Source organism: Mycolicibacillus trivialis, from assembly GCF_002102395.1.
Taxonomy (GTDB): domain Bacteria; phylum Actinomycetota; class Actinomycetes; order Mycobacteriales; family Mycobacteriaceae; genus Mycobacterium; species Mycobacterium triviale.
On the sequence record NZ_LQPZ01000033.1, the window covers coordinates 1 to 25773 of the forward strand.

Sequence of the window (25773 nt, forward strand, 5' to 3'; positions counted from 1 at the left end):
GTCGTCGATTCTTCCTGCCCGAACACTCGGGCAACAGAGTCCCACAACGACTGGACCACTACAGGGGGCTCACCTCACACCGTCTCCAGCAGCCGGTAGCGCATCACCCGGCCGGCCTCCTCGGCCACCACCAGGGATTTGTCCACTAGGACGGAGAGCGTGTCGAGGACCTGGTAGCGCGGTGCGTCGGGGTCGCCGGCCACCGCGTGGACCGCGGTGAGGTCGAAGCCGCCGCGGAACACCGCAAGCCGGCGCAACAGCTCCTGTTCCGGTTCGGCAAGCAGTGCGTACGACCAGTCCACCGAGGCGCGCAGGGTCTGGTGCCGGTTCACCAGCGCATTCCCACGCCGGGTCAGCAACCGGAAACGGTCCTGCAGTCCGTCGATGATGTCGCCCAACGACAGTGCTCGTACCCGGGCGGCCGCGAGTTCGATGGCCAGCGGCACTCCGTCGAGGCGGGTGCAGATCTCGCGGACGGCGGCGGCGTTGTCCGCGGTCACGGTGAACTCCGGGCGGGCCAGCCGGGCCCGCTGCGCGAACAGCTCGACCGCCTCGTCGCTCAACGACAGCGACGGTGTCCGCCACGTCACCTCGCCGCCCACGCCGAGCGGTTGCCTGCTGGTGGCCAGCACCCGTAGGCGCGGGCAGGCACCCAACAACTCCACGGTCAATGTCATGCACGGTTCCGAGACGTGTTCGCAATTGTCCAGCACCAGCAGCATGGGCCGGTCGGAGATATAGCGGGCAAGGATGTCGATGGTGGTGCGGCCCGGCTGGTCACGCAGGTCCAGGGTGCGTGCGACCGCCATCATCACCAGATCCGGGTTGGTGATCGGTGCGAGGTCGACCCACCAGATCGCCGCGTCGGTGTTCTCGGCCAACTGGCCCACCAGCTGGGCCGCCAATCGGGTCTTTCCGACGCCGCCGGTGCCGGTCAGCGTCACCAATCGGTGTTCGCACACGAGTCGCTGCACCTCGGCCAGTTCCCGCGAACGGCCGACGAAACTCGTGAGTAGTGCCGGAATGCGGGTGGACGGCGGTGTTTCGAACACAGCGCTATCCCACGACGTCACCGTCTCGGTCGGCAGCAGTTCGCTCACACCAGACCGTCCCAGTCCGTGGAGAGCGCCACGGGGGCGCCCCGCCTATGCGCCTCATCGTAGCCAGGCACTCAGCCACTATCCAGAAAACCGCAAAACCCTCCGCGAAATCCGGCCGAGGCGTCGACCGTCATCTACGACCCCTCCGAGGCGAGATTTACGCATATCGGCGGATGTTCCGAGCGGGTCGCACATCGCAGAGTTGATCCGTGGATGGCGCGCTCGTCACAACCGGAACCCCGGCCCAGGCGATGCCCGCACCCGACCCGCGTCGTCGTCAGCGGAACCGTTCCGCACGGCCGGGACATGAAGAGGAAAACACCATGCGAACCACAATCCGCCGCCCTCGCGGCACCGCCCAGGTCGGCGCGGCCGACTACACCACGCCGATCTCGTGGGAGGCCGACCTCACCGACGACACCGCGGCCGGACCCGATCCGTACTCGTCGAGCGAATCAGCGGGGATCGGCGATGTCGCCGACACCGCCCGCGCGGCCGGTGGCTGGATCAGTCAGAAAAACCTCGTTGCCGCGGCCGTCGCCGCCGCGGTGGTCGCCGGCGGCGCCACCCTGGGCTTGGTGATCTTCGGCCACGGCGGCTCACCGGGCACCGAACCGGTCGTGGTGGCGCCGGCCGAATTGCCGGGCCCGGCCCCCGCCCCTGCCGCGGTGCCACCCGCCGCCCAACAACCGGCCGCGCCACCGCCTGCCGACGTACCCGTGTATCAACCCGCATCGCCGGTGCTGCAGGCCCCGCGCGCACCGGCCCCCGTACCCGCTGCGGTGCCGCCCCCGGCCAACAACCCGGTGCCCGAGGCCGTTCCGCCGGCACCCGCCGCGCCGCCCGCCCCACCCGCCGAGGCGCCCGGCCCGCCGAAGATCTCCATCGGCCCGGACGGAATCAGCGTCGATCAGCCCGGTGGCCCGAAGGTCGACGTCGGTCCCGACGGGGTCCGGGTGGACACCCCCGACGGCAGCGTCGGGGTAGGCCCGAGCGGGGTGGATGTCGACCCCGCCGACGGGCCCGCTGTGGGAGTCCACGGCGACGGCATCGACGTGGGCTGACCCGGTAGACGACTTCGGGGAGGGGGCAAGGCGATCCCGGAGCTGTGTCAACGGCTGCAATGGCACTTCGGTACCAGGCACCGCCGGAGCAGGCACAGCGTCCGGGATCGCCCGCAAGCCGCGAGCGCCGCCGGATGGAGCGAAAAGTGTCCGGTCAGCGCCGGGTTCGTGCTCCTACCTGATGACAGCGGCCGTATCCCGGCCATCAGCAGCAACCTGAGGAGCAGATCATGACCACCGACCGCCGAGCGACCGGGTCGCACGACCCCGGCCCGAACGCCGAGCCCGCACCGACCACCCGGCATGTCGCCCGCGAGGCCACCCCATCGATGACGTTCCAGTCGTTGGCGTGGTCGCAAGAGGACGACAGCCCCGACATCGAGCCGTTCCGGGGGTCCGAACCGACCGATGACCCGCGCCGGGCCCATCCGCGCCCGGTGCCGTGGTTCCGCCGTCCCCAGTTGGTGTTGGGCGCCGCGGCGGTCCTGGCCGTGTGCGGTATCGGCGGGCTGGCCTACACCGGAGTGGTTCACACCGACGGCCCCGGCACGCAACCGTCGGTGCTCGACACCGACGCGGCGCCGTTGGTCGAACCGGCCGCCCCGCCGCCGGCGGCACCGCCCGGGAACGTGCAGCCCGGTTGGGTGCAGCAACCGGCCGGTCAGCAACCCGGCCCGGCACCGGCTCAGCAGCCGCCGGCTCAGCAGCCACCGGCACCGGTGAAGCAGCAACCGCCGGCTGCGCCGCCGGTCGCCGATCCGCCCGCGCAGCAGCCGCCGAAAGAAGCACCCCCCGCAGACGACCCACCGAAAGACGTCCCGCCCAAAGACGAACCGCCGAAGGAGACGAAAACGTGCGCGGACGGCACCGTGATCGGCGCCGATCAGCCATGCCTGCAGCTGAAGGACGTGGACCCCATTCAGCCGGAAAACCCCATGCGCGAACTTCAAATCGTGTGTTGGGACGGCAGCGTGAAGCCGGTCGGCGGCGACTGCCCGATAAACCCGCAGATCATCAAGATCAACCCGCCGGAGGAGTAACCGACGATGGCGGGCGGCACACCCGCCCCCGGCCGCGCGTGACCGCTGGCAGTGGTGTCAGCGGTCACGCCACACTATTCGACGGTGACGCTCTTGGCCGGGTTCCTCGGCTTGTCCACGTCGTAACCGCGGGCTTACGGCCTACCTCTTGCACACAGTCGGGCCGCCTTGCTGCACTTGCCATCCCGGTCTGACTGGGGTCAGCGCTTGACGCGCTCCAACTCGATCACAGCCAAGCACTCTTCGGGATCGTAGTAGCGGCCGAAACTCATCAGCAAGAACACGAAAACCGACCCGATCACCGCGAATGTCCCGAGCGCCAGGGCCAGAACCGCCGCCGGAATCGCAAGGAGTCCACCGCCACCGAGCAGCGCTCCGCCGACCACAGCATTACGGCGGTTCCCCATACCCTCGTCCACGATTTTCTGCAATCGGATCGTGTCTCCGGAGCGTTCGGCGTCCCGCACCTCCCGCCAGCCGCTGACCGCCCACACCAATCCGCCGAGCAGCAACACCGTCAACACCGTCGAGATAGCCACGGTGGCCACACGGCTCTTGGCAGCCTCTACCAGTCCCGACCAGAAAGCGACCGCAATTCCGATCTCGAGCGCTGCCACAAACGCCCAGAGCACAGTAATCCCGACGCGCCGAATCCAATACCGCCAGCCACGTTCCGCCCAAGTGGTTCCGAAGATTCGGATCGATCGGACCGGCTCACCTTGCGAAATTGGCTTTCCCATCCGAAAATCCCGTCCCAGCCGGTTTTGCTTTCGTCTCGGACTTGGTTCTATGTGGCGTTGACGCAGTTGGAAACCGAATGTCCGGCGGAATCATTATTCGACGGTGACGCTCTTGGCCAGGTTCCTCGGCTTGTCCACGTCGTAACCGCGGGCCTGGGCGACACCGGCGGCGAACACCTGCAGCGGGATCGTCGACAGCAGCGGTTGCAACAGCGTTGAGACAGCAGGGATTTCGATCAGGTGATCCGCGAACGGCCGCACGGTGTCGTCGCCCTCCTCGGCGATGACGATGGTGACCGCACCGCGGGCCTGGATCTCCCGGATGTTGGAGAGCAGTTTCGCGTGCAGCACCGCCATCTTCGGCGACGGCATCACCACGATCACCGGCAGGTCGTCCTCGATCAGCGCGATCGGGCCGTGCTTGAGTTCACCGGCCGCGAAGCCTTCGGCGTGCATGTAGGCGAGTTCCTTGAGCTTCAGCGCGCCCTCCAACGCCACCGGATAACCGACGTGGCGGCCCAGGAACAGCACCGCCGGCGAGGTGGCGAACCGCTGCGCCAGCGCCACCACCGAGTCGTTGCCGTTCAGCACCCGCTCGACCAGCGCGGGCATCGCCTCGAGTTCGCGGTACTCGCGGGCGACCTCGTCGGGGTATTTGGTGCCGCGCGCCTGCGCCAGCGCCAGCCCGACCAGATAGTTGGCGGTGACCTGGGCCAGGAACGTCTTGGTCGAGGCGACCCCGATCTCCGGCCCGGCGCGGGTGTAGAGCACCGCGTCGCATTCCCGCGGGATCTGGCTGCCGTTGGTGTTGCACACCGCCAGCACCTTGGCCCGCTGATCCTTGGCGTGCCGCACCGCTTCGAGCGTGTCGGCGGTCTCCCCGGACTGGCTGATCGCCACCACCAGCGTCGACCGGTCGAGCACCGGGTCACGGTAGCGGAATTCGCTGGCCAGCTCGACCTCGACCGGCAGCCGCGTCCAGTGCTCGATGGCGTACTTGGCCAGCAGGCCGGAGTGGTAGGCGGTGCCGCAGGCCACCACGAAGACCTTGTCGATGTCACGCAGTTCCTGGTCGCCGAGCCGCTGCTCGTCGAGCACGATGCGGCCCTCGACGAAGTGGCCGAGCAGGGTGTCGGCCACCGCGGTCGGCTGCTCGGCGATCTCCTTGAGCATGAAGTACTCGTAGCCGCCCTTCTCGGCGGCGGACAGGTCCCAGTCGATGTGAAAGTGCCGGGCGCTGTTCTCGTCGGGAACACCGTGAAAGTCGGTGACCCGGTAGCCGTCGGCGGTGATCACCACCACCCGGTCCTGGCCGAGCTCGACCGCCTCGCGGGTGTGTTCGATGAACGCCGCCACGTCGGAGGCGACGAACATCTCCCCGTCGCCCACGCCGAGCACCAACGGGGTGGAGCGCCGCGCCGCGACGATCGTGTCCGGGTTGTCGGCGTTGGCGAAGACCAGCGTGAAATGGCCCTCCAGCCGCTGCACCACCGCCAGCACCGAGGCGACGAAGTCCCCGGCCGTCCCGCCCTCGCGGTACGCCCGGGCCACCAGGTGCACGGCGACCTCGGTGTCGGTGTCGCTAGCGAACTCCACCCCGGCGTTCTCCAGCTCCTCCCGCAGCACCGCGTAGTTCTCGATGATGCCGTTGTGGACGACGGCGAACTTGCCCGACGCGTCCCGGTGCGGGTGCGCGTTGCGGTCGGTGGGCCTGCCGTGGGTGGCCCACCGGGTATGCCCGACGCCGGTGTTGCCGGCCAGGGTGGCCGGGTCCATGGCGTCCAGCGCCTGCTCGAGGTTGGCCAACTGCCCGGCTCGGCGGGCCACGGTCAGCTCGCCGGCGCCGTCGGCCAGCGCGATGCCGGCCGAGTCATATCCGCGGTACTCCATGCGGCGCAGCGCGTCGACGACGATGCCGCGGGCCGGCCGTCGCCCCACGTAGCCGATGATTCCGCACATAGCCCCCCAGGGTAATGCAGCCCGAGGCGCCCATCGCCGCCGCGACCGCCCGGCTCTGGGTTACGGTCATCGGGTGGATAGCACGCGCAAGCTGATGGCGGCGTTGACCCGACGCGGTCCGCACCGGGTTCTCCGCGGTGACCTGGCCTTTGCCGGTCTTCCCGGCGTCGTGTACACCCCGGAGTCCGGGCTGAACCTGCCCGCCGTCGCCTTCGGCCACGATTGGCTCACACCGGTGTCCCGCTACCCCCGGCTGCTGGAGCATCTGGCGTCCTGGGGCATCGTCGCGGCCGCGCCCGACACCGAGCGCGGCGTGGCCCCGTCGGTGCTCAACTTCGCCTTCGACCTGGGCACCGCCCTCGACATCGCGGCCGGGGTGCGGCTCGGGCCCGGCCGGATCAGCGTGCACCCGATGAAGCTCGGGGTGGCCGGGCACGGTTTCGGCGGATCGGCTGCGGTCTTCGCCGCGGCCGGGATGTCGGCGAAACCGAAGGCCGTCGCGGCACTGTTCCCGGCGGTGACCGCGCCGCCGGCCCGGGAGCCGGCCGCCACCCTGTCCGTGCCCGGGCTGGTGCTGGCCGCCCCCGACGCGGCTACATCGCTGCGGTCAGACGCGGTGGAGTTGGCCCGGGCTTGGCCGTCGGCCACCCTGCGCACGCTCGGCAAAGCCCAGGCCGGTGGCCTGGCGGAGGGGCGCCGGTTGACCAAGGTCGTCGGGTTGCCCGGCGGCGACCGCGGCACCCAACGCGGGGTGCGCGGCCTGCTCACCGGATTCCTGCTGTACACACTCGCCGGCGACAAGACCTACCGGGCGTTCGCCGACCCCGACGAGCAGTTGCCCAAGACCCTCGCCTTCGATCCAGACGCCGAGCCGCCGACGCTGGAGGACAGGGTGGTCGCGCTGCTGAAGTAGGGGTGGCTACTGAAATCGACGCCCCATGGACATAGACCCCTCCATATGGAGGTCGTGTGTCCACCTGGGTGTCGATTTCAGTCAGCATCGGCGCCGAGTCGCCGGCGATCGACGGCATCTGGTTGACACCGGCGACGAACGACCGGTGTGGGTGGTGCACGCCGCCTGGTCGAGCGCGGCATCCCGGTCGAGCCCATCCACTACGAGGTGTTCGGCCCCGATCTGCGGCTTCAGGTGGCCTGCGCCGCCCACGGCCTCACCCGCGGCATCCAACCGGGGACGTTGCGGCGGTACTCGCGGTAGGCGCTGCCGTAACGATCGAGCAGATGCGGTTCCTCCCAGCAGCGGATCGCCAACACCTGCGCGAGCGCAAACACGGCGAACCATCCCAGTAGCCACCCGGACCGCGTGACCGCGGCCTCGCCCAGCAGGATGCACAACACCCCGGTGATCATCGGGTTGCGCACATGCCGGTACGGACCGCGCACAACCAGATGGACCGGTTCGCCCATCACCGACCCGATCCCGAGGGTGCCCGCACCGAACCGGTCGAACAGCACCACTGTCCAGATCATCAGGGCCACGCCGCCGGCGATCAGCAGAACGCCCGCGGTCACCGACGCGATCGCCATGCCTGATTCCAGCCCGGCAAGCCGTACCCCGGCAGCCACCACGATCAGGGCCGGGACGACGATCGCCATGGTCGCCGGAAACACCAGGACCGAGATCACGTGGCGCCACCACAGGCGCCGCTTATCGGTGGTCATGGCGCCACCTCCTCCTTCGCCTCTCACCGTCTGTGCGGGTTCCAGGCTAGGCAGGGCCGAAGCCCGTCTCAACATGTGTTGAAGTATTCTCCGGGCATGGCCGGGACAGGGCGCGCCGGGCGGTGGCGCACCGGGGCGCAGAGCAGACAGCGCCTCGTCGAGGCCGCCCGCGAACGCTTCATGCGGCAGGGGTACGACAAGGCAACGGTCCGCGGGATCGCCGCCGACGCCGGCGTGGACGTGGCGATGGTCTACTACTTTTTCGGCAGCAAGGAGGGCCTGTTCACCGCCTCGACGCTGACCGGTCCCGAACATCCGCTTCACCAGCTGGCCGCCCTGCTCGACGAGGGGACCGACCGGATCGGCCCTCGACTGGTACGCCGTTTCCTGCAGCACTGGGACTCCGGTGACGCCTTCGAACCGTTTCTGACGCTGTGGCGTTCGGCGGCGATCCAGCCGACGGCGCGCGCAATGTTGCACGATATCCTGGCCGGCCCGATCGCGAAGCGGGTCGCCACCGAGTTCGGGGTCGGTGACGCACAGTTGCGGGTGGAGTTGGTGGCCAGTCACCTGGCCGGGCTGGCCTTCGCCCGTTACCAGCTCAGGATCGAACCGATCGCGTCCACCGCCGTCGAGGACCTGGTGTCGTGGCTGGGGCCGACCGTACAGCGCTACCTCAGCGAGGCGTGACGGGCCGGGCGCGGCGTGGGCCGACCCTCACCCCGGCCAGCGGGGCAGACGGCGCCGGCCCCGGGCGTCGATCAGCCGCATCAGCACGGTGATCATCATCGACCGGCGCTTGGACGCCGGATACCACAGCGGCTCCCGCCCCAGTTGGGGTCCGCGCGGCCCGACGATGGCCTGGGTCCGGCAATACTTGCGGATCCCGGCCGGGCCGCCGAACCGGCTGCCGATGCCGGACTGTTTCCAGCCGCCCATCGGCACTGCGTAGTTCATCAGGTTGGCGAACGCGTCGTTGATGTTGACCGCGCCGACCTCCAGGCGGCGGGCCAGGCGCTCACCGCGCTGCCGGTCCCCGGTCCAGACGGTGGCCGACAGCCCGTAGTCGGAATCGTTGGCCAGCCGCACCGCCTCGTCCTCGTCGGCGACCTTGATCACCGGCAGCAGCGGCCCGAACGTCTCCTCGGTCAGGCAGGCCATCGAGTGGTCGACGTCGGCCAGCACGGTGGGTTCGAAGAACCGCCCGCCGTCGACCACTCCCCCGCCGGCCACGATCCGTGCGCCGCGGGCGACCGCATCCTCGAGGTGGCGCTGCACGATGTCGCACTGGCCGCGGGTGGCCATCGCGCCGATGTCGAAATCGAAGCTGCGTCCCTCGACGCCCTGCCGCAGCCGCCCGACCTGGACGGCCAGGCTGGCCAGGAACCGGTCGTAGACCGGCGCCTCGACGTAGATGCGCTCGACCGAGATGCAGACCTGACCGGAGTTGAACAGCCCGCCGAAGACGATGCCCGCGGCCGCCCGGTCGATGTCGGCGTCGGCCAGCACGATCGCCGGGTCCTTGCCGCCCAACTCCAGGCTGTAGGGCGTCAACCGCTCGGCGCAGGACGCGGCGATCGCCCGGCCGGTGGCGGTGGATCCGGTGAACTGGATGAAGTCGGCGGCCTCGGTGACCGCGGCACCGGTCTCACGCCCGCCGGTCATCACGGTGAACACCGGCGGCGCTCCGATCTCCGCCCAGCCGCGGGCCAGTTCGATCGCGCTGAGCGGGGTCACCTCGGAGGGCTTCACCAACACGGCGGCGCCGGCGAGCAGCGCGGCGAACGCGTCGAAGCAGGGGTTGAGCAGCGGCAGGTTCCACGGGGTGATGATCCCGACCACCGGGTGCGGGCGGTAGCTGGTGATCAGGCGTTTGCCCAGCCCGAACGGGCTGTGCGGGGTGGGGTGTTCATCGGCGAGGAACCGTTCACCGCGATCGGTCCAGTACTTGAGCAGGTCGATGGCCGCGGGAGCCTCGATCGCCGCGTCGAACCGGGTTTTCCCCGTCTCGGACTGCACCACGTCGGTCAGTCGCGCCGCGTTGTCGACGAGCCAATCCTGGTAGCGCAGCAGCCAATCGGCGCGGCCACGTACACCAAGGTCCTCCCAGTCGCGCTGGTGCCGGCGCAGGCGTGCGACGGCATCGTCGACCGCACCGGCGGAGTGGTCGGTCACGGCGCCGACCAGATGGCCGTCGGCGGGGTTGCGGACCTCGATCGTGGGCGTCCGGGCGTCAACCGACACGTGCGGTCCTCTCGGTGTCTGCGGCAGCGGAATCCAGCCGTACCACCATCTTTCCGACGTTGGTGCCGCGCATCATGCCCAGAAACGCATCCAGGGCGTTGTCGATTCCGTCGACGACGGTCTCCCGCACCCGCAGTGTGCCCTCGGCGAGCCACCGACCACCGGTGCGTACCCACTCACCGATCAGGTCGAAGTGGTCGCCGACGATGAAGCCGTGCAGGAGGATTCGCTTCTCCACCGCCGACATCAGGTTGTTCGGACCCGGCGGCGGATCGGCTGCGTTGTAGCCGGAGATCGCCCCGCACAGCGCTACCCGACCGAAGTCGTTGAGCACGTTCAGCGCTGCTTGCAGGTGCTCACCGCCGACGTTGTCGAAGTAGACGTCGATGCCGTCGGGGGCGGCGGCCGCCAGCTGTCCGGTGAGATCGCCCGCCCGGTAGTCGATGGCGGCGTCGAACCCGAACTCCGACGTCACCAGCGCCGTCTTCTGCGGTCCGCCCGCCGCACCGATCACCCTGGTGGCGCCGAGGTGGCGGGCGATCTGGCCGGCCACCGACCCGACGGCGCCGGCCGCGCCGGAGACGAAGACCGCGTCACCGGGGCGAACCTTCGCGATCCGGGTCATCCCGACGTAAGCGGTCAGACCGGTCGCGCCGAGCACGCCCAGGTAGGCCGGGGCGGGCGAACGACGCACATCCACCGGTTGCGCCTCGGCGGCGCCGAGGACGGCGTGCTCGCGCCAGCCGGCCTGGTGCAGCACCGTGGCGCCCACCGGCAACCCGTCACTGCGGGATGCGAGCACCGTGCCGACCGCCGAGCCGCTCATCGGCGCTCCGAGCTCGAACGCGGGGAGATAGGAGTCGCCCTCGTCCATCCGGCCCCGCATGTAGGGGTCGACCGAGAGCCAGTCGTTGGCCACCAGCACCTGGCCCTCGGCGAGTTCGGGCAGGGTCGTGGTCGCCAGTTCGAAGTCGCCGGGGCGCGGTTGGCCGACGGGCCGGGCGACCAGCCGCCACTCCCGGGTGGTGATCATCGGTTCACCGTCCACTCATCGCCTGCTGATAGAGCGGACTGTCGATGCTGTAGTAGCTGCAGTGGAACCCGCTGGGGATGCGGAACGGCACCCGGATGCTGGCCAACGGACCGGCGGCGATGTCGGCTGCGTCGAACACCACCAGATCGGTGCGCAGTGCGCCGGCCCGGTGCACCAGGGTCACCGCGTACCCGTCGAGTTCGTCAGTGGCGCCCACTCGGGGGGCGAAGATGAATTCGCCCGCGGCCGCCCCTTCACCGAAGTGGTAGAGGTCCTCGGCGCCGGTGTCGGTGTCGACGCGCAGCACCGAGTCCATCCCGTCGGCCCGGCCGTCGGTCGAATACAGGTTGCTGTTGGCGAAGGCGTGGTGGCTGCGGCGGGTCATCATCCGGTCATCCGGACGCGGGAACTGGATGTCGTGTTCGCTGATCACTTCTTCGCCCACCAGTCCGCTGCCGGCCGGCTCGATGGTCCAGCGCCGCAAGCTCTGCCGGGTCTCGGCGTGGGTGCGCCGGCTGCCGTCGATGTCGGGGAACAGCGCGGTCCCTTCGGCGGCGGCCACGTCGGCGATGATGCGCCCGTCCTGCTCCCACACGTTGGCTTCGTGCATCATGTGCCGCGGGTCGGCTTCGAACCATCGGACGTCGGCCGCGGTGCCGGTGCGCGGCATCACGCCCAGCTTGGTGGGCCGGTCGGGGTCCCAGGCCACCATCGGTCCGCCCGCCACGGCCCGCTGGAAGCTGATGTCCAGCGGGGTTACCGGGAAGACGACGTAGTTCTCGGTGACGAAGAAGGTGTGCATCATCGTCTGGTGCGGCACCGGGATCACCTCGTGGGTGCGCAGGGTGCCGGCCGCGTCGATGACTTCGTAGTGGATCTCCGGCTCCGCGCCGCGGCGTCGCGGCACCGAGCCGATGTTGATCAGCTCACCGGTGGCGTAGTCGACGGTCGGGTGGGCGGAGAACGTGTCGGTGATGACCCCGCCGTACTGTTCCTCGCCGATGGTGTCCAGGGTGCGCGGGTGCAGTTCGACCGGTGGAGCGCCCTCCATCAGGGCCAGCAGCCGCCCGCCGTGCAGGATGACGTTGGTGTTCGCCGTGTTGTAGCGGGTGTCGCGGGCCAGCGGGTCGGTGGTGGCGGGGTTGCCGTGCACCCCGAACAGCCGGCGGCCGTGTTTCATCTCCAGCAGCAGTTTGTCGGTGCGCACCCACCGGCTGCGCAGGGCGGCACGGCCGTTCTCGATGAAGAACGCGTACACCATGCCGTCGCCGTCGAACCAGTGATAGTCCTCGTCGGTGGGCGGGTACAGCGGTTCGGCCCCGTTGCGGTAGAACACCCCGGCGAAGTCGTCGGGAAGCGTGCCCTCGATCTGCAGGAAGGGGGCGTCGACCTCCATCCGGTTGGGCTCGTGGTGGCCGGCCAGGAACGGGCTGTCCCGGACCTGCGGGTCAGCCATTGTCGCTCTCCAGCACCCCCAGGACGGTTCCGACCGGGTAGTTCTCCTCGTCGGTGGCGTCGCCGTGCCGCAGCGTCCCGTCGCAGGGCGCGGGGATCTCGGTCTCGACCTTGTCGGTGCCGACCGTGTAGAGCGGGTCCCCTTCGGAGACCGTGTCACCGTCGGCGACCAGCCACCCCAGGAACGTTCCCTCGGTCATGGCGACGTCGAGTTTGGGCATCTTGATTTCCATGCGTCGTTATCCTTTGTCGTCAGTTTCTTCTTCGCTGATCGCGAGTGCTTTGGCGGGGCAGGATTCGACCGCGTCGCGCACCAGATCGGCGTCGCGCGGCGGGATCTCCCCCTCGGGCGGGATGACGACGCCGTCGTCACCGACCGAGAAGTATTGCGGGGCAACCGCCTCGCATACGCCGTTGCCCATGCAACGGTCGAAGTTGACCACGACTTTCATCTGGGCTCCTCCTCATCGGGTCAAGATCGTGCAGGCGCTGAGGCCCGGCGCACCGTAGACGTGGCACAGCGCGGTGCGCGGTGTTGCCGCGACCTGACGCTCGCCGGCGCGGCCGCGCAGTTGCAGGACACTCTCGTGGATCTGGCGTAACCCCGAGGCGCCGATCGGTTCACCGTTGGCCAGACAGCCGCCGTCGGTGTTGACCGGCAACCGGCCACCGATCTCGGTGGCGCCGCTGTCGATGAGCTCGGCCTGTTCGCCGTGCTCGCAGAGGCCGGTCTCGGCGAGGTGGATGATCTCCGCACCGGCGTCGGTGTCCTGCAGCTGCGCGATGTCGATGTCCTCGGGTCCGATGCCGGCCAGTTCGTACGCCGCGTCCGCCGCGTCGACGCTGGGGCTGACGCCGCGCTTGACCGACAGCGACGGGCTGAGCACCTCGAAGGAGCCGGGCCGGCGGGTCCGCACGGCGACCGCGGGCACACCGATCGGGTCGGCGTGACGCTTGGCGGCGTCGGCATTGGCCAGCACCAGCGCGGTGGCCCCGTCCCCCGGCGAACACAGCATGTATTGCCGCAGTGGGTCGTTGAGCATCATCGAGGCGTTGATCTCGTCTTCGGTCAACGGTTTGCGCCGCCAGGCGTTGGGGTTCAGCGACCCGTTGCGGAAGGCTTTGGCAGCCACCGTCGCGAGCAGGCGCGGCGGCAGGTCGTGCTCGTGGAGGTAGCGCTGGATCTTCAGTGCGAAGAACTGCGAGGTGACCGCCAGGCCGGTGCTGCCGTACCAGGCGGGCAGTCCCATGGCGTCGGTGTCGATGGTGAAGGCGCCACGCGGGTGCGAGTCGAACCCGACCACCAGCGCGTACTCGGCGGCACCGGAGGCGATGGCCTGCACGGCCGAGAGCAGCGAACTGCTGCCGGTGGCGCAGCCGTTGAACACGTTGATGAACGGGACACCGGTCAACCCCAGTTCGGCGACCAGGGTGTCGGCCGACCCGGCGGACATGCTGCCGCCGACCGCGTACCGGATCTGCGGCCAGGACACTCCGGCGTCGGCCAGGGCGAGCCGGGCCGCCGCGACCGCCTCCTCGCGTGCGGTGGTGTCCAGGTAGCGCCCGAACGGCCGGCAGCCGGCCCCGATGATCGCGACGTCGTGAGCCATCAGCGGTCTCCTTCCTCGACCGGGGTGAACGCGAAGGTCGTCGCCTGCCCGTCCTCGGTGGGCGCCTCGATCATGGTGAGCCGCATCGGCATCCCGATGCGCAGCTGATCGAAGTCGGTGACGTCGAGCAGGGTCTCGACGATGACCTCGCCGGCAAGCTCGACGTAACCGAGCGCGAACGGGACGAACTCCTCGGCGCGCGGCCGGTAGGGCGGGCTCGGTGGCGGATACCGCTGGATGGTCCAGCTCCACAACGCACCGCGGTCGGCGAGCCGGAGTTCGGTCAGGTCCGCACCGCCGCAGCGCCGGCAGGATGCCTGCGGGGGGAAATGGGTTTCGCCGCAGGCGCCGCAGCGTGCGCCGATCAGTTCGACGGTGTCGCCGCGGACGGCCATGCTGGTCTGGTCGATCACGTCAATCACGGTTACCTCCGGGGTTCTCCGGGGCGGTCCGGCGCGGCCGGACTCCCCGCTTGCGGACGACGACGTCGCCTTCGACGCCCGCCTGGCAGGCCAGCCGGACCCGGTCGCCGCGGCTGCCGCGCAGCGTTTCCAGCGTCCGAAGTTCGAGCTCGCCGGGGGGATCGAGGTGGTCGTCGGATTCCAGGACTTCGACGTGGCAGACGGTGCATTCCCCGACACCGCCGCAGATGGTGGGCCAGCGGTAGCCAGCCGCTTCGCCTGCGGCCATGATGGTCTGGCCCGGCCGGGCGGCGAACCGGATGCCGGCGGGGCGGACGGTGACGCAGGGCAGGTCGGCGGGCTGGTCGGCGGGCACGTCAACCCCGCCGGATCTCGCGCCAGGGCCGGCCCCGGTCCGGGTCGGGTTCACGGTCCAGCCCCAGGACCCGTTCGGCGATGATGTTGCGCTGAATCTCCGAGGTGCCCCCGGCGATGGTGAACCGGCGGCTGTCGAGCAGGTCGTGGGCCCAGGGCGATTCGTCGTCTGACCAGTAACCGGCGGATGGACCGGCCAGCTCGAAGCCGAGTTCGGCGATGTGCTGGGACAGTTCGGAGAGGGCGAGTTTGGTCACCGAGCCGCCCGCGCCGCCGGAGGGGTCCGGGTCGGCGCTGACCCGTGCGTTGGTCAGCGCCAGCGCCCGTTCGGTCGCGACCAGCTGTGCGAGCCGGTCGCGCACCGTGGCGTCCTGCCAGCCGCCGCGGTCGCGGGCCAACCCCAGCAGCGGTGCCAGCGGCACCCCGGATGCGCCGGATTCCTCCGAGAGGCCGGAACGCTCGGCGACCAGGGTGGACATCGCCACGCGCCAGCCGTCGTTGAGCGGGCCGAGCAGGGTGTCCGGCGGGATCTCGACGTTCTCGAAGAAGACTTCGGAGAAGTGCTCGTCGCCGGTGAGCTGCCGCAGCGGCCGCACGGTGACCCCTGGCAGCGTCATGTCGAGGAGGAAGCAGCTGATGCCGGCGTTCTTGGGCAACTCGGGGTCGGTGCGCGCCAACAACATGCCGTAGCGGGAGCCGTCGGCGAACGAGCTCCAGACCTTCTGGCCGTCGATCACCCAGCCGCCGTCGTCGCGGCGCACCGCGCGGGTGGCCAGGCTGGCCAGGTCCGAACCGGCGCCGGGCTCGCTGAACAGCTGGCACCACATGTCGGCGCCGGTGGCGATGCCGGGCAGGTAACGCCGTTGCTGCTCGGCGGTGCCCCAGGCCATGATCGCCGGCCCGATCAGCTTCACCGGGACGAAGTGGTGGATCGGCAGGTCGGCGTCGTGGCGCGCCAGAACGGCGCGCACCGCGGCGGCGGTGGCGGCGTCCAGGCCGCGGCCGCCGTGTTCGCGCGGCCAGTCCGCAACGGTCCAGCCCTGCTCGCCGAGCCGGTCGTACCAGGCCCGCGCGGCCCGCGGCTCGGTTCCTTCGGGGCCGGCCCAGTCGGATGGCAGGTGCTCGGCGACGAACCGCTCGATCTCGGCGACGGCGGTGGCGTGCTGGTCGGCGCCGCTCATGACTGTCCTCCGGAGGCCATCAGGGTCGCCAGCCGGTCGCGGTGGTGGGCGGCGCTGCCGGTCAGCGCGCTCACCGCGTGGGCCCGGCGCAGATAGCGGTGGGCCCAGTGCTCCCAGGTGATGGCGATGCCGCCGTGCAGTTGGACCGCGGCGCGGGTGACGTCGACCGCGGTCTGGCGGGAGAGCGCGGCGGCGATCGCCAGGTCGAGTTCGGTGCGGGGGCTGTCCGGGTCGGCCAGCTGCCAGGCCGCGCCGTAGACCGCCGAGCGGGTCAGTTCCACGGCGACGAGCAGGTCCGCCAGCCGGTGTTTGACGGCCTGGAAGGAACCGATCGTGCGCCCGAACTGCACCCGGGATTTAACGTACTCGACGGTGTGGTCGAAGGCGTGCTGGGCCACCCCGAGCAGTTCGGCGGCGAGGGTCAACTCGGCGCGACGACGGGCCGCGGCGATGGCTTGTTCGGCGGGCACGCCGGTGGTCAGCACGGTGGCCGGCGCGGTATCGACGGCCAGCGTCGCCAGTGCTCGGGTGGGGTCCAGCCCGGCGAGCGCGCTGACCGGCAGCGCGTCGAGCAGCAGCACCGCGGCTTCTCCGTCGAGGGTGGCTGCGGCCAGGACGCGCGGTGTTCCGCCCGCCTCCCACACCGGTTCGATCGTGCCGGTGCACACCGCTCCGGACGGCGTGGTGCGCACGGCGATGTCGTCGGCGCCCCAACCGGTCAGCGACGGTGCCACGGCCACGGTTTCCGTCCTGGACACCAGGTCGACCGCCGGAGCCGGGAGCGCGCCGGCTGTCGCGGTTGAGATCACCGGGCCGGGATACAGTGCGCGGCCGGTCTCCTCGGCGAGGATCGCCAGATCGATGGTGGTGCTGTCGGTTCCGAGCAGGATGTCGTCGGCGCCGATGTCGGCGAGCAGTCGCTGCCAGGTCGGCGGCGGGTCGGCGGCGAGATAGTCGCGGAGCACCGAGCGCAGCGCGCCGTGCTCGTCGGTGAACCGGAACGGCGCCGGAAGTGGCGTCGCCTGGGCGGGCGGGGCAGTCATGATCGTCCTCCGGTGGGCACGGACTCGCGCGCGGCCAGGTAGCTGTCACGCAGCCGGCGTTTGTTGACCTTGCCCATCGAGTTGCGCAGGTCGTCGCCGACGATCTCGACGATGGCCGGACATTTGTAGTGCGCCAGGCGCTCCCGGCACCAGGCGATCAGCTCCGCGGGCTGCGGCGCGGGGTCGGCGGCGACGACCAGGGCGCACAACTGCTCGCCCATGTCGTCGTGCGGGATGCCGATGACCGCGACGTCGCGGACCCCGGGGTGGGCCCGCAGCACGGCCTCCGATTCGGCGGGGTAGACGTTCACCCCGCCGCTGACGACCATGTCGGCGGCCCGGTCGGTCAGATACAGGTAGCCGTCGGCGTCGAGGTGGCCGATCTCGCCGATGACGAACACGTCTTCGGCGATGTAGCTTTGCGCGGTCTTCTCCGGGTCGTTCCGGTAGCTCGGTCCGGGGCCGCTCGTGGAGCGCACGCACACCAGGCCCTCCTCGCCGGTTTCGCAAAGCGAGCCGTCGGGGCGGCGGATGGTGATCTCCTTGCCCGGCAGCGCCTTACCGACCGAGCCGGGGTGGTCCAGCCATTCGTGTGAGTCGATGACGGTGACGGTGCCGGCCTCGGTGGATCCGTAGGCGTCGATGAAGACCGGGCCGAACCAGTCGATCATCGCGCGCTTCACCGGGATCGGGCAGGGGGCGCCGGTGTGCACCACCGCGCGCATGCTGCCCACGTCGTAGCGGGCCCGGACCTCGGCGGGCAGGTTCAGCAGGCGGGAGAAATGGGTGGGCACCATGACCGAGTGTTCGATGCGGTGCTCCTCGATCAGCCGCAGCACCTCTTCGGCGTCGAACTTGCGCAGGACCACCGCCGGGTTTCCCACCGCCAGGCCCCGCACCCCGCCGATCGGACCGGTGTGGTGCAACGGCCCCACCACCAGGTGCGGGCCGACCGGCCGGATCCGGGACTGGGCGAACGTCTCGACGTGGTCGACGATGGAGTCCCCGGTCGGGAACATCTGCTCGGGCAGTTCCACGCCGCGGGGCCGGCCGGTGGTGCCGGAGGTGTAGTAGAGCGGCCGGGCGGGCCGGATCCGGTCGGAGGGCTCGCTGTCGGGGTAGCCGGCGACGATCGCGTCGAAGTCGTCGACGCCGTCGACGCCGGGCGCGTCCCAGGCCACGACCGTGGCCGACCGGCTCGCGGCGCGCACCGTGGCCGCGGTGCGCGCGCTGCACAGCACGAGCTCCGCGCCGGAGTCCTCGAGGATGTGCGCGATCTCCGCGGCGTTGAGGTGGGCGTTGACCGGAACCACCGAGAGTCCCGCGTAGGTGCCGGCCAGGTGGGCGAGCGCGGTGCGGCTGCTGTTCTCCGCGGCGATCGCGAGCCGCCCCCCGCCGGCCCGGTCGGTCAGCCAGTTGACGGTGCGGTTGAGGATCGAGTTCAGCTGCGGCCAGGTCCAGGTGGTCACCCCGTCGGTGACCGCGACCCCGTCCGGGTCACGGTCGGCGGCCTGCGCTATTCCGTACGCCACGGGTGCTCCCGTTACGACGCCGTGGCGCGGGCCAGGGTCCGGCGTGCGGCGGCGAGGATGTCGTCGCGGCTCGGGACGAAGGCGTCTTCGAGTTCTTTGGCGAACGGGATCGGGGTTTCGGCGCCGCCGACCCGTTCGACCGGTGCGACGAGGTCGTCGAAGAGCCGCTCGTGGATGAGGCTGGCGAGTTCGGCGCCGAAGCCGTTGCGCCGCACGGCCTCATGGATCACCACGGCGCGGCGGGTCCGCGCCACCGACTCGAGCACGGCGTCCTCGTCGAGTGGGACCAGGGTGCGCAGGTCGATGACCTCGGCTTCGATGGACTCCTCGGCCAGTTGTTCGGCCACCGCGACCGCGTCGTGGACCTGGCGTCCGTAGCTGATCAGGGTGACGTCGCGGCCCGGGCGCACGGTGGCGGCCTCGCCCAGCGGGACGATGTGGTGGCCGACCGGGACCGGTTGGGGCGGACCGAAGTACAGCAGGCTCTGCTCGACGACCACCACCGGGTCGGGATCGAAGATCGCGGCGGTCAGCAGGCCTTTGGCGTCGGCGGGGTTGCTCGGGACCACGACTTTCAGTCCGGGGATGTGGGTCAGCCAGGCCTCCAGCATCTCGGAGTGCTGGGCGCCGAACTGCATTCCCGCCCCGGCCGCACACCGCACGGTCAGCGGCACCGCGGTCTGCCCGCCGGACATGTAGCAGAGTTTGGCGGCGTGGTTGGAGAGCTGGTCCATGCAGACGGCCAGGAAGTCCATCAGCATGATCTCGGCGACCGGGCGCATGCCTGCGATGGCGGCACCGATGGCGGCGCCCATGATCGCCTGCTCGCTGATCGGGGTGGCGCGGACCCGGTCGGCGCCGTGTTTGGTGGACAAGCCGTTGGTCACCATGAAGACCCCGCCGCCGGTCGCGTCGGCGATGTCCTCGCCGAGCAACAGCACCGACGGGTCGCGGCTCAGCGCGTCGTCGAGGGCGCTGCCCAGCGCCTGAAAGCCGGTCATCGGGGCGGTCTCGACCTCGTTCACGCCGATTCCTCCTGCTCCTGGTAGACGTCGGTGAGCCCCTCGGCGAGCTCGGGTGGCGGACTGTCGGTGGCGAACTTCACCGCTCGGGCGACCTCGTCCTTGGCGGCCGCCTCGATCTCGGCCAGCCGCTCCTCGGTGGCGATGTCGTTGTCCAGCAGCCACTGGCGGAACAACAGCACCGGGTCGTTGGCGCGGGCCTCGTCGAGCTCACCGGGTTTCATGTAGGCGTTGTTGTCCGACATCTGGTGACCGTAGAACCGGAAGGTCATCGCCTCCAGCAGCGTCGGCCCCTCGCCGGAGCGGGCGCGGTCGATCGCCTCGCGCGCCGCCTCGTACATCGCCACCGGGTCGTTGCCGTCGACGCGCACGCCCGGGAAGTCGTAGGAGGCCGCGCGGTCGGCGATCCGGGCCACGCTGGTGCCGTCCTCGAAGGCGGTGTGTTCGGCGTAGCGGTTGTTCTGACAGCAGAACACGACCGGCAGCCGCCACAGGCCGGCCAGGTTGCAGGCCTCGTGGAAGGCGCCGATGTTGGTGGCGCCGTCACCGAAATTCACCACCGTGACCTGGTCGGTGCCGCGCAGCTGGGCGGCCAGCGCCAGACCGTTGGCGATCGGGAGACCGCCGCCGACGATGCCGGTGGTGACCATCAGCCCCGACTCCGGGTGGGTGATGTGCATGGGCCCGCCCTTGCCCTTGCACAGCCCGGTGCCCTTGCCCATGAACTCCGCCCACAGCCGGTCCAGCGGGACGCCCTTGGCGATGTGGTCGTGCAGGCCGCGGTAGGTGGTGACGACGTAGTCGCTGGTGTTCAGCAGCGCACCGATGGACGCGGCGATGATCTCCTGGCCGCGCGGCGAGTAGTACTGCGCGCTGACCTGGCCGGTGAGGATCAGCGACCGGAACTTCTCGTCGCACGCCTTGATCCGAGCGGCGGTGGTGAAGATCCCGGTGAGGACCTCGGGACTGATTCCGACTGCGGTTGCGGTGCCGGGCACATCGCCCCCTCTATTAGTTGGTTCGATAATTAATTAGTAACATACGTCACGATCGCTGTCAACGCGCTGGTCGGGGCGGTCCGGCCGGGTCAGCCGCCCGGCTCCTCGTCCGGTGAGCGCAGCAGCAACGTCTCGAAGAGCCGGTTCATCCCGTCCATCTGGATCGGGTCGGCGGCCGCCGCGGCCCGGGCGAAGCCGTCCACGATCGCGCTGATCATGTGCGCCACCTGAACGGGGTTCTCGTCGGGCGGGATGAGGCCACCGGCCTGGCCGCGCTCGACCGCTTCGGTGAGCGAGCCGATCATCCGGGTGCCCTGCCGGGCGAAGGCCTCGGCCAGTTCGGGGTGCCGCCGCGCGTCCACCGGGGCGGCGGCGACGAAGCCGGCCAGGTCCGGATGCTCGTGGTTGATCCGCATCGACTCGGTGAGCACCGCCTGCAGCAGCCCCGGCACCGATTGGGCGCCGGCCACCGCCGCGGTGGAGCGCGCCACGATCTGCCCGTAGACGTCGTCGCAGACCGCGGCGAACAGCTTGCTCTTGCTGCCGAAGTGATAGTGGACCGAGCCGGCGGTGACACCGGCGAGTTCGGCGATCTGATTGGTGGTCGCCGGGCCGTAACCGTATTGGGCGAAACATCGACACGCGGCAGCGAGTACTCGCTGCCGCGTGTCGATGCTGTCGGTTCCGGCGGGCCGGCCTGGCCCGGACTTGACGGTCTTGGTGTCGGTCACTCCCCCATTCTCGCGCATCGGGTTGACGTGCGCGTCAAACACGTCACCGCTCCAGAAAACGATCGAGGTCCCGGTGGAACTGGCGGATCCGGATCTCCTGGTAGTTGGCCAGCGTGATGCCCGGCTTCGTCATCGACCGCAGGCCGCGCTGCACCTGGGGCAGGTTGCCCAGGTCCTGATTGAAGACCGTGCTCAACGCGCCGAGCTCCGGTGCGGCACTGAAGTCTTCGTCGGCGCCGAGCCAGTGCACCGGCGGAGCCTTGGGCTTGGGCACCCCGGCCGGCAGCGGGGTGAGCATCATGATGTCGAAGATGCACCGGTTCGGATCGTTGCGGTAGGGCCGGAACCGGTAGGTCAGCGGCGCGCCGGCGCCGGCCCACGGCACCAGGTTCGGGAACACGAAGTACTGGATCGCGTCGACGATCTCGGTGTCGCTGGTCTGCGACAGATCCGCGCCGGTGGCCTCCATCAGCCGGGCCCGCAGCGCCTCGGCGACCACCGGGCGTGCCGACTGGCCCTCGGGGACCTCGAATTCGCCGATCCCCTCGGGGTAGAAGTCGCGGAACATCGCCTCGAGGACGTCCTGCGGTTCCAGGTCGTCGAGGTGCGGGCTCGGGGTGGCCTGCGGGGTGATCATCCGGTTGAAGCCGGGCTGGCCGTCCGCGCGCTGGTAGATGTCGTACTGGGTGTTGGCGTCGCCGAGGTATTCCAGCAGCTGCGGATGCGTGGCGATGACGTGGTAGGACTCCAGGAAGGCCTCCATGCCGACCTTCCAGTTGCAGTCGATCACTTTGGCGACGTGGACCGCCTTGAACCGGTCCTGCAGGCCGTAGGGCTCGAAGTGCTTCTCCAGGTCGCCGATGTAGTTGGCCAGCGAGGTCGCCTGCGGGTCGGGGTTGATGAACACGAAACCGCCCCACACCCCGGTTTGCGCCTGCGGCAGACCGAATTTCGTCTCGTCGATGTGCGGGAAGTCCCACTGGCAGGGCAGCACGGTGAGCTCGCCCTCCAGGTTCCACGTCATCCCGTGGAACGGGCAGCGCAGCTGCTGGGTCTGGCCGGCGTCGTCGCACAGCCGGGTGCCGCGGTGCAGGCACGAGTTGTGATAGGCGGCGATGCCGCCGCCGGGCCGGCGCACCACGATCAGCGACATGTCGGCGAGGTCGTACACCACGTAGTCACCGGGTTCGGGGATGTCCTCTTCGCGGCAGGCGACCTGCCAGACCCGCTTCCACAGCTTCTCCACCTCGCGGTGGTGGAACTCCTCGGTGATGTAGCGGTCCTTGTCGATGTCCTCACACCCGAGGTACTCGTAGCTCTCCTCGCGCAACGGCGCCGGAACCTCGCGGGAGTCGTTGGCCAGCAGGCTCTGCACGGTGGGTCCGCTCGAGCGGGCCTGGCCCGGCGCGGCGTCGCGCGGCAACTCGGTCTGGGTCATGGGTTCCTCCGATCGGTGGTGGTGAGGGATTCCAGGTAGGTCTGGACGGCGGTCGCGATGAACGCCGAGCCGTTGATCGCCCAGCCGCCGTCGACGAACAGCGTCTGGCCGGTGATGTAGCCCGCGGCCGGGGAGGCCAGGAAGGCGACCGCCGCGGCGACGTCGTCGGGGGTGCCGATGCGGCCCAGCGGCATGGCCGCGCCGACCGCGGCGCGCAGCCCGGGGTCGGCGAACTCGCCGGCGGTGCCGTCGGTGAGCACCAGGCCGGGGCCGACGGCGTTGACGCGGATGCCCCGAGGCGCGAATTCGGTGGCCATCTGTTTGGTCAGCGCCACGATCGCGGCCTTGGAGGCCGGGTAGATCCCGCGGCCGGCGCCGCCCAGGTCGGCCAGCACCGAGGTGAGGTTGACGATCGCGCCGCCGGCGGCCGGGAACTTCGCCAGCAGCGCCCGGGTGACCAGCCAGCTGCCCACCACGTTGGTGCCCAGCACGTCCTCGACGTCGGCGCGGCTGCTGTCGGCCAACCCGGCCGACCGCCAGATGCCTGCGTTGTTGATCAGGATGTCGAGCTCGTCGATCGAGGCGGCCAGCGCACTCACCGATTCCTCGTCGCGTACGTCGCAGCGCACGGCGCCGGCACCGAGTTCCGCGGCGGTCGCCTCGGCCGCGTCGCCGTCGATGTCGGCGACGGTGACCTGGGCGCCGTCGGCGACCAGCCGGGCGGCGATGGCCCGCCCTATTCCGTGTGCGGCGCCGGTGACCAGCGCCTTCGGTGTGCCGTCTCGCACTCTTGGAACTCCTGTTCCGCTAGCCCTTGCTTATGATGTAGCTCACTATTATATTGGCGAACCAATTAGTCAAGTCCTTTCGTCAGTACCCCGCCGACTGACCCACGACCACCCCGGAGGCCGCAGGTGACCGACACGACCACCCCGAACACGACCGAATCCGGCGCGCCGGACGACCTGGCGGTCGCCGACTTCGACCCGCTGGATCCGGCCACCGTGCAATGCCCCTACGCCTGGTACCAGGCGTTGCGCACCGAGGCCCCGGTGCACTTCGTCCCGAGCCGGGGCATGTGGTTCGTCACCTCCTACGAGCTGTCCAGCGAGGCGGCGCTCAACCACGAGGTGTTCTCCTCCAACTTCGGTCTGCCGCAGATGCCGCCACCGGAATCGGTGGCCGACGAGATCGCCGCGATCCAGGCCGAGGGCTGGCCGGCGGTGCCGACCCTGCTCACCGCGGATCCGCCGGAGCACCACTACTACCGCCGGATGGTCGGCAAGGCGTTCACCCCCCGGCTCATCGCCGAGCACGAACCGGGCGTTCGGGCGATCGCCACCGACCTGGTGAACGCGATCCCGGCCGGCGAACCGTTCGAGTTCGTCACCGGATTCGCTGCACCGCTGCCCCTGCGGGTGATCGCCCGGGTGCTCAACGTCTCCGCCGATCGCACCGACGATTTCAAGCTCTGGTCCGACCAGTTCACCGCCAGCGTCGGAGCGGTCCTCGACGACGCCGACGCCGTCGAGCAGGCGCGGCAGAACCTGGCTTATCAGCAGTATTTCGCCGCCGAGCTCGACGATCGTCGCGCCAATCCGCGCGACGACCTGCTCAGCGGGCTGGTGACCGCACCGAGCGCCGCCGACGGTGACGAGCCGCTGAGCACAGCCGCCTGCCTGAGCATCATCCAGCAGCTGCTGATCGCCGGGAACGAAACTTCGACGAAGCTGCTGTCCGGCCTGTTGCACCAGCTGGTCCTCGAGCCGAGGTGGTGGCGGTGGCTGCGCGAGGATCCGGCCGCCCGCTCGGCCGCCCTGGTCGAGGAGGGACTGCGGTTCCTCACCCCGGTGCAGAGCATGTTCCGGATCACCAAGGCCGAGACGACACTCGGCACGACGACGATCCCGGCCGGCGCGATGGTGGTGCTGACCTTCGGCGCCGCCAACCGCGACGAGAAACAGTTCGCGCAGCCCGAGGAGTTCAACCCGGAGCGCTCGGACGCCAAGAGCCACCTGGCATTCGGCACCGGGATCCACGCCTGCCCCGGCTCGCGGCTGGCCCGCATGGAGGCGCAGATCGCGCTTGAAGAGCTCGCCCGGCGCTTCACCGACGTCCGGTTCGGCGAGGACAACGACTTCGCCTACGAGCCGAGCTTCATGCTGCGCGGGCTGCACCGGCTGAACCTGGTCTTCGACGCGGACGAGAACTGAGCCGTGCCCCGGGACACGCCGTTCGTGACCGATGCGGCACCACAGGGAGACACCCGATCGCGATGAGCAGCCTCGAGGTTGAGCCGGTGACCCCCACCGCCGAAGTGGCCCGATGGTGGCACGGTTATCTGGTCCGCCACCCACTGGCCGCGCTGCACACCGTCGGCGGCCAGATCGTCTTGGGGTTGCGGACGTTTCAGTGCCTCGGCGTGGACCTGGTCCGCGGCCGGCTGCCGATGCAGGAGTTCGTCGAGCAGGCGACCTTCATGGCCCGCACCGCGGTGGTACCGACCTTCTTCGTCGCGGTGCCGTTCAGCGTCACGCTGGCGATCCAGTTCAGCCTGCTCGCCGGGCAATTGGGCGCGACCTCACTGGCCGGTGCCGCCAACGGCCTGGCGGTGATCCGCCAGGGCGCCCCGCTGGTGGCGGCGGTGCTGATGGCCGCCGCGGTCGGCTCGGCCACCAGCGCCGACCTCGGGTCACGGCGCATCCGTGAGGAGACCGATGCGATGGAGGTCATGGGGGTCTCGGTGATCCGGCGTCTGGTCGTGCCCCGGCTGCTGGCCAGCGTGGTGGTGGCGATCGCCCTGACCGGATTCACCTGCTTCATCGGGTTTCTCGCCGGCTACGGGTTCACCGTCATGCTGCAGGGCGGCACGCCGGGCAGCTACACCGCCACCTTCTCCTCGTTCGCCACCGTCGACGACCTGATCCTCACCCTGATCAAAGGCGTGGTGTTCGGGGTGATCGTCGCGATCGTCTCCTGCTACAAGGGGCTGAGCGCAAGCGGTGGGCCGGCCGGGGTCGCGAACTCGGTCAACGCCGCTGTGGTGCAGTCGATCCTGCTGCTGATGCTGGTCAATGCCCTGTTGAGCCAGATGTATGTGACCCTGTTCCCGAAGGCGAGTTTCTGA

Annotated in this window: 25 protein-coding genes and 1 pseudogene; 6 read left to right on the forward strand and 20 right to left on the reverse strand. The window is 70.0% G+C overall.

Annotated features, from left to right (window positions below):
• Positions 1–77 precede the first annotated feature (77 nt).
• Positions 78–1025 (reverse strand): annotated as a pseudogene (locus AWC30_RS12575) (ATP-binding protein); the annotation flags it as partial.
• Between the two features lie 398 nt (positions 1026–1423).
• Between AWC30_RS12575 and AWC30_RS17925 the strand changes: the two are divergent.
• The gene (locus AWC30_RS17925; RefSeq protein WP_207568443.1) at positions 1424–2164 is read left to right on the forward strand and encodes a hypothetical protein; all 741 of its coding nucleotides are present in this window, start codon (positions 1424–1426) and stop codon (positions 2162–2164) included.
• A gap of 230 nt (positions 2165–2394) precedes the next feature.
• Positions 2395–3204, forward strand: coding sequence for a hypothetical protein (locus AWC30_RS12585; RefSeq protein ID WP_085110573.1), 810 nt, complete (start codon positions 2395–2397; stop codon positions 3202–3204).
• A 200-nt stretch (positions 3205–3404) separates the two neighbouring features.
• On the opposite strand, the gene AWC30_RS12590 is transcribed toward AWC30_RS12585, so the two are convergent.
• On the reverse strand, positions 3405–3821 hold the full coding sequence (locus tag AWC30_RS12590) for a hypothetical protein (protein ID WP_133053694.1): 417 nt from the start codon (positions 3819–3821) through the stop codon (positions 3405–3407).
• 216 nt (positions 3822–4037) lie between these two features.
• Positions 4038–5903, reverse strand: coding sequence for a glutamine--fructose-6-phosphate transaminase (isomerizing) (gene glmS / locus AWC30_RS12595; RefSeq protein ID WP_085110575.1), 1866 nt, complete (start codon positions 5901–5903; stop codon positions 4038–4040).
• 73 nt (positions 5904–5976) lie between these two features.
• Here glmS and AWC30_RS12600 point away from each other — a divergent pair, with 73 nt between their 5' ends.
• Positions 5977–6816 carry a dienelactone hydrolase family protein gene (locus AWC30_RS12600; RefSeq protein ID WP_109562052.1) on the forward strand — a complete coding sequence of 280 codons (840 nt, stop codon included), beginning with the start codon at positions 5977–5979 and terminating at the stop codon, positions 6814–6816.
• Between the two features lie 230 nt (positions 6817–7046).
• Here the strand turns inward: AWC30_RS12600 and AWC30_RS12605 are convergent, their stop codons facing one another.
• Complete coding sequence (locus AWC30_RS12605) at positions 7047–7583, reverse strand: methyltransferase family protein (RefSeq protein ID WP_085110577.1); 537 nt, start codon at positions 7581–7583, stop codon at positions 7047–7049.
• A 96-nt stretch (positions 7584–7679) separates the two neighbouring features.
• Here AWC30_RS12605 and AWC30_RS12610 point away from each other — a divergent pair, with 96 nt between their 5' ends.
• Positions 7680–8273, forward strand: coding sequence for a TetR/AcrR family transcriptional regulator (locus tag AWC30_RS12610; protein ID WP_085110578.1), 594 nt, complete (start codon positions 7680–7682; stop codon positions 8271–8273).
• Between the two features lie 27 nt (positions 8274–8300).
• On the opposite strand, the gene AWC30_RS12615 is transcribed toward AWC30_RS12610, so the two are convergent.
• From AWC30_RS12615 to AWC30_RS12690, 16 genes are all read right to left on the reverse strand, one after another.
• The gene (locus tag AWC30_RS12615; RefSeq protein WP_085110579.1) at positions 8301–9827 is read right to left on the reverse strand and encodes an aldehyde dehydrogenase family protein; all 1527 of its coding nucleotides are present in this window, start codon (positions 9825–9827) and stop codon (positions 8301–8303) included.
• Complete coding sequence (locus AWC30_RS12620; RefSeq protein WP_085110648.1) at positions 9817–10860, reverse strand: NADP-dependent oxidoreductase; 1044 nt, start codon at positions 10858–10860, stop codon at positions 9817–9819. The genes AWC30_RS12615 and AWC30_RS12620 overlap by 11 nt, the downstream gene beginning before the upstream one ends.
• A 4-nt stretch (positions 10861–10864) precedes the next feature.
• Positions 10865–12316, reverse strand: a complete 1452-nt coding sequence (locus AWC30_RS12625; RefSeq protein WP_085110580.1) for a carotenoid oxygenase family protein — start codon at positions 12314–12316, stop codon at positions 10865–10867.
• Positions 12309–12548, reverse strand: a complete 240-nt coding sequence (locus tag AWC30_RS12630; protein ID WP_085110581.1) for a lipoyl domain-containing protein — start codon at positions 12546–12548, stop codon at positions 12309–12311. The genes AWC30_RS12625 and AWC30_RS12630 overlap by 8 nt, the downstream gene beginning before the upstream one ends.
• A gap of 6 nt (positions 12549–12554) precedes the next feature.
• Positions 12555–12767, reverse strand: coding sequence for a ferredoxin (locus AWC30_RS12635; RefSeq protein ID WP_085110582.1), 213 nt, complete (start codon positions 12765–12767; stop codon positions 12555–12557).
• A 12-nt stretch (positions 12768–12779) separates the two neighbouring features.
• Entirely contained in the window at positions 12780–13925 is a 1146-nt protein-coding gene (locus AWC30_RS12640; protein ID WP_085110583.1) for a thiolase family protein, read from the reverse strand.
• The gene (locus AWC30_RS12645; RefSeq protein ID WP_234808068.1) at positions 13925–14347 is read right to left on the reverse strand and encodes a Zn-ribbon domain-containing OB-fold protein; all 423 of its coding nucleotides are present in this window, start codon (positions 14345–14347) and stop codon (positions 13925–13927) included. Before AWC30_RS12645 ends, AWC30_RS12640 begins: the two co-directional genes overlap by 1 nt.
• Positions 14340–14702, reverse strand: coding sequence for a 2Fe-2S iron-sulfur cluster-binding protein (locus AWC30_RS12650; RefSeq protein ID WP_234808069.1), 363 nt, complete (start codon positions 14700–14702; stop codon positions 14340–14342). Before AWC30_RS12650 ends, AWC30_RS12645 begins: the two co-directional genes overlap by 8 nt.
• 1 nt (position 14703) lies before the next feature.
• Positions 14704–15882 (reverse strand): acyl-CoA dehydrogenase family protein, encoded by a 1179-nt coding sequence (locus AWC30_RS12655; RefSeq protein WP_085110584.1) that lies wholly within the window; start codon positions 15880–15882, stop codon positions 14704–14706.
• Positions 15879–16925: an acyl-CoA dehydrogenase family protein gene (locus AWC30_RS12660; RefSeq protein ID WP_085110585.1), complete on the reverse strand. Its 1047-nt coding sequence runs from the start codon at positions 16923–16925 to the stop codon at positions 15879–15881. Before AWC30_RS12660 ends, AWC30_RS12655 begins: the two co-directional genes overlap by 4 nt.
• Positions 16922–18457, reverse strand: a complete 1536-nt coding sequence (locus AWC30_RS12665; RefSeq protein ID WP_085110586.1) for an AMP-binding protein — start codon at positions 18455–18457, stop codon at positions 16922–16924. The genes AWC30_RS12660 and AWC30_RS12665 overlap by 4 nt, the downstream gene beginning before the upstream one ends.
• A gap of 11 nt (positions 18458–18468) precedes the next feature.
• On the reverse strand, positions 18469–19458 hold the full coding sequence (locus AWC30_RS12670; protein ID WP_085110651.1) for an alpha-ketoacid dehydrogenase subunit beta: 990 nt from the start codon (positions 19456–19458) through the stop codon (positions 18469–18471).
• A 20-nt stretch (positions 19459–19478) separates the two neighbouring features.
• Positions 19479–20477, reverse strand: coding sequence for a thiamine pyrophosphate-dependent dehydrogenase E1 component subunit alpha (locus AWC30_RS12675; RefSeq protein ID WP_234808070.1), 999 nt, complete (start codon positions 20475–20477; stop codon positions 19479–19481).
• A gap of 89 nt (positions 20478–20566) precedes the next feature.
• A complete protein-coding gene (locus AWC30_RS12680) occupies positions 20567–21208 on the reverse strand; it encodes a TetR/AcrR family transcriptional regulator (RefSeq protein WP_234808071.1) in 642 nt (213 codons plus the stop codon).
• A 43-nt stretch (positions 21209–21251) separates the two neighbouring features.
• Positions 21252–22646: an aromatic ring-hydroxylating oxygenase subunit alpha gene (locus tag AWC30_RS12685; RefSeq protein ID WP_085110587.1), complete on the reverse strand. Its 1395-nt coding sequence runs from the start codon at positions 22644–22646 to the stop codon at positions 21252–21254.
• The gene (locus AWC30_RS12690; RefSeq protein ID WP_085110588.1) at positions 22643–23434 is read right to left on the reverse strand and encodes an SDR family NAD(P)-dependent oxidoreductase; all 792 of its coding nucleotides are present in this window, start codon (positions 23432–23434) and stop codon (positions 22643–22645) included. Before AWC30_RS12690 ends, AWC30_RS12685 begins: the two co-directional genes overlap by 4 nt.
• 126 nt (positions 23435–23560) lie before the next feature.
• Between AWC30_RS12690 and AWC30_RS12695 the strand changes: the two genes are divergently transcribed.
• On the forward strand, positions 23561–24859 hold the full coding sequence (locus AWC30_RS12695) for a cytochrome P450 (RefSeq protein WP_085110589.1): 1299 nt from the start codon (positions 23561–23563) through the stop codon (positions 24857–24859).
• 62 nt (positions 24860–24921) lie between these two features.
• The gene (locus tag AWC30_RS12700) at positions 24922–25773 is read left to right on the forward strand and encodes an MlaE family ABC transporter permease (RefSeq protein WP_085110590.1); all 852 of its coding nucleotides are present in this window, start codon (positions 24922–24924) and stop codon (positions 25771–25773) included.

What these genes read in the sequence shown, in the direction of transcription:
- AWC30_RS17925 (WP_207568443.1), top strand. Translation starts at nt 1,424, where the DNA reads ATGCGAACCACAATCCGCCGCCCTCGCGGCACCGCCCAGGTCGGCGCG.
- AWC30_RS12585 (WP_085110573.1), top strand. Translation starts at nt 2,395, where the DNA reads ATGACCACCGACCGCCGAGCGACCGGGTCGCACGACCCCGGCCCGAAC.
- glmS (WP_085110575.1), bottom strand. Translation starts at nt 5,903, where the DNA reads ATGTGCGGAATCATCGGCTACGTGGGGCGACGGCCGGCCCGCGGCATC.
- AWC30_RS12605 (WP_085110577.1), bottom strand. Translation starts at nt 7,583, where the DNA reads ATGACCACCGATAAGCGGCGCCTGTGGTGGCGCCACGTGATCTCGGTC.
- AWC30_RS12610 (WP_085110578.1), top strand. Translation starts at nt 7,680, where the DNA reads ATGGCCGGGACAGGGCGCGCCGGGCGGTGGCGCACCGGGGCGCAGAGC.
- AWC30_RS12620 (WP_085110648.1), bottom strand. Translation starts at nt 10,860, where the DNA reads ATGATCACCACCCGGGAGTGGCGGCTGGTCGCCCGGCCCGTCGGCCAA.
- AWC30_RS12625 (WP_085110580.1), bottom strand. Translation starts at nt 12,316, where the DNA reads ATGGCTGACCCGCAGGTCCGGGACAGCCCGTTCCTGGCCGGCCACCAC.
- AWC30_RS12630 (WP_085110581.1), bottom strand. Translation starts at nt 12,548, where the DNA reads ATGGAAATCAAGATGCCCAAACTCGACGTCGCCATGACCGAGGGAACG.
- AWC30_RS12635 (WP_085110582.1), bottom strand. Translation starts at nt 12,767, where the DNA reads ATGAAAGTCGTGGTCAACTTCGACCGTTGCATGGGCAACGGCGTATGC.
- AWC30_RS12640 (WP_085110583.1), bottom strand. Translation starts at nt 13,925, where the DNA reads ATGGCTCACGACGTCGCGATCATCGGGGCCGGCTGCCGGCCGTTCGGG.
- AWC30_RS12655 (WP_085110584.1), bottom strand. Translation starts at nt 15,882, where the DNA reads ATGAGCGGCGCCGACCAGCACGCCACCGCCGTCGCCGAGATCGAGCGG.
- AWC30_RS12660 (WP_085110585.1), bottom strand. Translation starts at nt 16,925, where the DNA reads ATGACTGCCCCGCCCGCCCAGGCGACGCCACTTCCGGCGCCGTTCCGG.
- AWC30_RS12670 (WP_085110651.1), bottom strand. Translation starts at nt 19,458, where the DNA reads ATGACCGGCTTTCAGGCGCTGGGCAGCGCCCTCGACGACGCGCTGAGC.
- AWC30_RS12685 (WP_085110587.1), bottom strand. Translation starts at nt 22,646, where the DNA reads ATGACCCAGACCGAGTTGCCGCGCGACGCCGCGCCGGGCCAGGCCCGC.
- AWC30_RS12700 (WP_085110590.1), top strand. Translation starts at nt 24,922, where the DNA reads ATGAGCAGCCTCGAGGTTGAGCCGGTGACCCCCACCGCCGAAGTGGCC.